Origin of the sequence: Pseudoalteromonas sp. S1727 (assembly GCF_005886375.1) — a bacterium.
Classification (GTDB): domain Bacteria; phylum Pseudomonadota; class Gammaproteobacteria; order Enterobacterales; family Alteromonadaceae; genus Pseudoalteromonas; species Pseudoalteromonas haloplanktis.
On record NZ_PNDT01000205.1, the window covers coordinates 1 to 924 of the forward strand.

General features: G+C 45.1%; 1 protein-coding gene. It reads left to right on the forward strand.

Features of this window, described 5'->3' with window-relative positions; translation table 11 throughout:
- Nucleotides 1–924: Ig-like domain-containing protein (locus tag CWB85_RS21645; protein WP_171039062.1), on the forward strand; the 924-nt coding region annotated here is incomplete at both ends.

The following is a 924-nucleotide window of genomic DNA, read 5'->3' on the forward strand; positions in this document are numbered from 1 at the left end:
GTAATCAGGGAGAAGATAGTAAGACTGGGGGAGAAATAGATATTACGCCGCCTGAACTTGCGATTGTCCCCTCATTTTTACTTGGTAACTTGGTTTCATTGTCAGGTACTTCAGATCTACCGCAAGGGAGTGTGGTGACCATAACAAATCATTTAATTGGAGGTGTAATAGGCCTACCTTATACCGCAACAGTTGACGCAAATGGTGATTGGAGAGTATTAAATTTATCTGTATCACTACTGACACTTGCTCATGTTGAAGCATCTGCAACTGATGCTGCGGGAAATACAACCACCATTAGTACTTTAGATTTTGATAATACAGCGCCAGAACTTACGTTATCTATCCCCACATTAACAATGGATAGCACACCAACTATTAGCGGTACCACTGATTTAGGTGAAGGCGCACAAGTAACACTATTGGTCACCGGGCAAGGAGTGGCGACACAAACCTTTACTGCGACCGTGCAAGCAAATGGTAGTTGGTCAGTTAATGTACCGCAAAGCTTAGGTGATGGACAGTACACCGTTAAAGCGAGTGTTCGCGATGGAGTTGGTAACCTAACAGAGCAAACGGCCAATGGTGTTATTGATACCACCGCACCAAGCTTAGTGCTTAATGCAACAGCGATCACCAGTGATGATACACCACTAATTAGTGGCACGAGCAACTTAACCGGTGGCGAGGTCACTGTAACCATAGACGGGCAAACATTAACAGCAACGGTTGCAGCAACTGGTTTGTGGCAAGTGTCAGCTGGGACACTAATCGATGGTACTTATACTGTCACTGCAACGATAGCAGATCAAGCGGGTAACACAGTTACTCGTACTGGCAGTATCACTATAGATACAGTCGCTCCAAATATTACGGTGACCAGCCAAGGGCTTACGAATGATGCCACCCCAATAATCACAGGAA